The organism is Corynebacterium sp. (genome assembly GCF_030530965.1).
In the GTDB taxonomy this organism is placed as follows: Bacteria; Actinomycetota; Actinomycetes; order Mycobacteriales; family Mycobacteriaceae; genus Corynebacterium.
In genome coordinates, this window is record NZ_JAUMTY010000057.1 from 4,032 (window position 1) to 8,079 (window position 4,048).

The 4,048-nt window shown below is 61.5% G+C and carries 3 protein-coding genes and 1 pseudogene; 2 read left to right on the forward strand and 2 right to left on the reverse strand.

All coding sequences use genetic code 11. The annotated features are described in order from the left end of the window. Together Q3981_RS09185 and Q3981_RS09190 are read left to right on the forward strand one after the other, a co-directional pair. Positions 1-987, forward strand: a 987-nt coding sequence (locus Q3981_RS09185; protein WP_303125522.1) for an exo-alpha-sialidase, incomplete at its 5' end; no start/stop codon positions are given. A gap of 157 nt (positions 988-1,144) precedes the next feature. Beyond that, a complete protein-coding gene (locus Q3981_RS09190; protein WP_303125524.1) occupies positions 1,145-2,062 on the forward strand; it encodes a dihydrodipicolinate synthase family protein in 918 nt (305 codons plus the stop codon). Between the two features lie 427 nt (positions 2,063-2,489). Here Q3981_RS09190 and nagB read toward each other — a convergent pair whose 3' ends face one another. Then, entirely contained in the window at positions 2,490-3,266 is a 777-nt protein-coding gene (gene nagB, locus Q3981_RS09195; RefSeq protein WP_012732472.1) for a glucosamine-6-phosphate deaminase, read from the reverse strand. A gap of 431 nt (positions 3,267-3,697) precedes the next feature. Further along, a pseudogene (locus tag Q3981_RS10460) lies at positions 3,698-4,048 on the reverse strand (N-acetylglucosamine-6-phosphate deacetylase); the annotation flags it as partial.

A 4,048-nucleotide genomic window follows, 5' to 3' on the forward strand; every position in this document is an offset into this window, starting at 1 on the left:
TCTTCACCCGCGACGTACGTGCTCAATGCCGATGGTTCCGTCGTCACTGAAGATGGGAAGGCCACCGAGTTCAGCGTCGACAATGAAGGCTGGGTAACCCGCGCCGGGCAACCAGCGGGGAATATTTACCTGGCCGATGGCGAGGATCCGAATCAGACGCTGCTGACCCTCCGGACCTCGTACATTGTGCATGTGACCAGCGACGATGAGGGCGCAACGTGGTCCGCGCCCGAGTTGATCAACCACCAGGTCAAAGAGGAGTGGATGGCGTTCCTCGGGACGTCGCCTGGCACCGGCGTGCAGCTCCATCATGGCGAGCACGCGGGCCGGCTCGTGATCCCCGTGTACTACTCCGGCGACAACCCGAAGCACTTTTCCTGCGCGGTGATCTACTCCGATGACCATGGCGAGACGTGGCACCGTGGCGCTTCCCCGAATGATGGTCGGCTTTTCAAAGGGACGACCATCGATTCGCGCACACTTGCCGACGACGAAGCGTCCACGCACGAGTCCACCTTGGTGGAGCTCAAGGACGGAAAGCTCATGGTTCTCATGCGGAACCAGCACCCGTCCGGGCGCGTGGCCACGGCGATATCCGAGGATGGTGGGGAAACCTGGGGAGAGGTCACCTACCACCCGGATATCCCGGAGATTTTCTCGCAGCCTAATGCGATCGCGATTGATGGTCGTGGTGGGGGTGCGGGGAGTGGTGGGGCGCCACTTTATGTGTTCGCCAATGCTTCTCAATTGATGCCTTACCGTGGGAACGGGGTGCTCCGGGTCTCGACGGACGAGGGCAGGACATGGCCGATAGCGCGCACCTTCAACCCGGGTCATTACGTGTACCAATCCATGACGTACCTCCCGAATGGGAAAATCGGATTGCTCTGGGAAAACGAGTGGCAGGGGTTGTATCTGACGCAGATTCCGCTCAGCTGGTTTGGGCCCGAGCTACAGAAGCACGGTGGTAGCGCACATGTCGATTAGCTAGGTAAGTGGGAGGGGTTGGGCGCGATAGGTACACAACGTGGCCGTCGCGCACCGTGCTGCGCATGGCTCGGGCCCCGAACCCCCTCACCCCGGTCCCCACACCACATCCACCAAACATTCATCGAATCTAAAAACATTTCTAAGGAGTTTCCCCATGAGTTCGATATTCCGCGGAGTTATCCCACCGGTCGTCACGCCGCTGACCGAGGACCGCACATTCGACCGCCCCAGCTTCAACCGCAACATCGAGCGCCTCATCGACGCCGGCGTCAACGGCCTGTTCTTCCTCGGCTCCTCCGGCGAGGTCGCGTTCTCCACAGACGAGCGTCGCGACGAAATCGTCAAAGCCGCGATCGAGGAGGTCGCCGGCCGTGTCCCCGTCCTCGTCGGCTGCATCGACACCGAAACCGAGCGCGTCATCGAGCACGCCCGTCGCGCCCAAAAACTCGGCGCCGACGCCATCGTCGCCACTGCCCCGTTCTACGCACTCGGCGGGATGGCCGAGGTCGAGCAGCACTTCCGCCTCATCCACGAGGCCGTTGACCTGCCGCTATTCGCCTACGATATCCCGGTCTGCGTCCACACCAAGCTCCCCGTCGACATGCTGGTCCGCCTGGGCAAGGACGGCGTGCTCGCCGGGGTGAAGGACTCGTCGGGCGACGACGTCAGCTTCCGGTTCCTCATTCAAGACAACGAAGACGCCGGGCACCCCCTCCAGCTGCTCACCGGGCACGAAGTGGTTGTCGATGGCGCCTATCTTGCGGGTGCCGACGGTTCCGTCCCCGGATTGGCCAACGTCAACCCCGAGGTTTACGTGCGGCAATGGAAGGCGTTCCAGAACGACGACTGGAAGGGTGTTCGCGAGGCGCAGGAAGAGGCAGCGCGTCTGATGCGCATCGTCATGGTGACCGACGGGGTGAGCGGATTCGGTGCCGGGGTTGGTGCGTTCAAGACGGCGATGAAGCTGCTCGGCGTGTTTGAGAGCAACCAGATGCCGAACCCTGTCGCGGCGCTCGAGGGTGACAACGTGAAAGCCATCGAAAAAGTGCTGAAAGACGTGGGGATGCTGTAAGGGGTTGTGTTTTGTGGGGGTGCACTGCTTTTGCCGTGCACCCGCTTTCCCCAGTGATCTGGTGTGCTCCCGTGACCTGGGGTTTTGCCACGGTAGGGCATGTTCGGGAGCTGTTTCGACGGCGCAACCGCGGTACCTAAGAAAAGTGCGGGGCTATATCGGGGTCGGTTGTGAAAACTGCTGGGGGATATGGCCAATTTTTGGCCATTTTTCGCCCATATACCCCCACAGTTTTCTACGGGAGCCATATGCCCCCGCAGTTTTCCGGAGCAGGGCCCATACATGGCCTTTTATTATCGGTCGTGCTGCCCGGCGCGTGATCCGCCGACGTCTGATCGGCGCCCGAATTTATCCGGGTCCTCCCGAATCTGCCCGATCCCTTCAGGCGAGGGTCCATTCTCCGGGTCGGAGAATCACCACCCCACCCCTAGTACCGCTGCCACTCGGGCTTATTCTTCTCCGCGAAGATGTAGTACTCCTTGTGCTCGAGGCAGGTGGCGGCCGCTTCGTCGATAATGACGGTCGCGTGCGGGTGAAGCTGCAGAACACTCGCGGGGCACGACGCACTCACCGGCCCCTCCGCCAGCGCTTGAACGGCGGCGGCCTTGTTTTTGCCCGTGGCCAGAAGTAGCAGGTGGCGCGCGTGTTGGATCGTCCCGAGCCCCTGGGTGAGCACGTGCCGCGGCACGTCGTCCTCGCTGTCGAAGAATCGCGCGTTGTCGCTCACGGTTTGCGGGTGCAGCGTTTTCAACCTCGTTGGTGAGTTAAGCGAACTGCCGGGTTCGTTGAACCCGATGTGCCCGTCGGTCCCGATCCCGAGAATTTGAATGTCGACGCCGCCCGCGTTGCGAATGCGCTCGTCGTACGCGCGCCCGGCTTCGTCAATGTTGTCGGCCAGGCCGTCCGGCGATGACACGGCTTCATCTTTGATGTCGATGTGCTCGGTGAATTCGCGACGAATCGTTCGGTAGTACGACTGTTCGTGGTCGCGGGGGAGGCCAACGTATTCGTCGAGAAGAAAAGCTTGGTTGTTAGCAAAAGATAGCCCGGATTCGTTATGCCGACGAATCAATTCTTGATACGTGCCTAGTGGCGTCGATCCCGTGGCCAACCCGAGTGTGGCACCTTCGGAGACGTAGGGTTCAAGGATATCGGCAGCTTGAAGGCTTACTTGCTCGGGTGTTTTGCGAATGACAATTTCCATGACTCTTTGTTATCCCTTTCTCGTTGGTTGTTTTTCTTAACGATGTGAATGATTTTCTCGTTTTATTTTCCTGCCGACGCTTTACGCGGGGCTTTTTCTTGCCGACGCTCGACGCCCAACGTCCGGCCGATGAAGTCGCCCGCGTAGAAACGCGCCGGGTCAGAGAACTAGCGCGCCGACTCGGTTTCACCCTCGCATACGTGTAGCGCTTGCCCAGCGGCGTAGACCTCGCGGAGCTGGAAGTTCGGATCCACGACGACAAAATCGGCGGGAGCTCCAACCGTTAAGTGGCCAGCCGAGGTGCCGGCGGCCGAGGAGGGGACAGCGCTGCTGGCGTCACCAGAGGAACCACCACCCGACTCCTCATGCCCAAACTCGAGCACGCGTCCAGCCGTCGCGCTCGTGAACCTCACCGCATCCGCCGGATCGAACCCGCGCTGAACTGCCCGAACGAATTGGTCGAACAGCGTCGAAGTCCCGCCGGCGATCGACCCCACCGACCCGTCAGTCGTCGTTAATCGAGCCACACCATCGGCCACCGTGACGGCCAACGCCCCCAGCACGTAGGACCCGTCAGCCTTCCCCGCGGCTTCCATCGCGTCGGTAATGAAGAACGCCGAGTCGGGGAGCGACTCCGTGACCATGTCGACGGTCCCGTTGTGGAGGTGGACGCCGTCGGCAATGAGCTCGACAAACACCCGCCCGGGGAACTTTTTCGCGGCCGTGATCATGGCGGCCGCCGCGCCGGGTGCCCGATGGTGCAGGGGTGGCATCGCGTTGAA

Coding starts and splice junctions, on each gene's coding strand:
- nagB (WP_012732472.1), bottom strand. CDS start 3,266: ATGGAAATTGTCATTCGCAAAACACCCGAGCAAGTAAGCCTTCAAGCT.
- Q3981_RS09190 (WP_303125524.1), top strand. CDS start 1,145: ATGAGTTCGATATTCCGCGGAGTTATCCCACCGGTCGTCACGCCGCTG.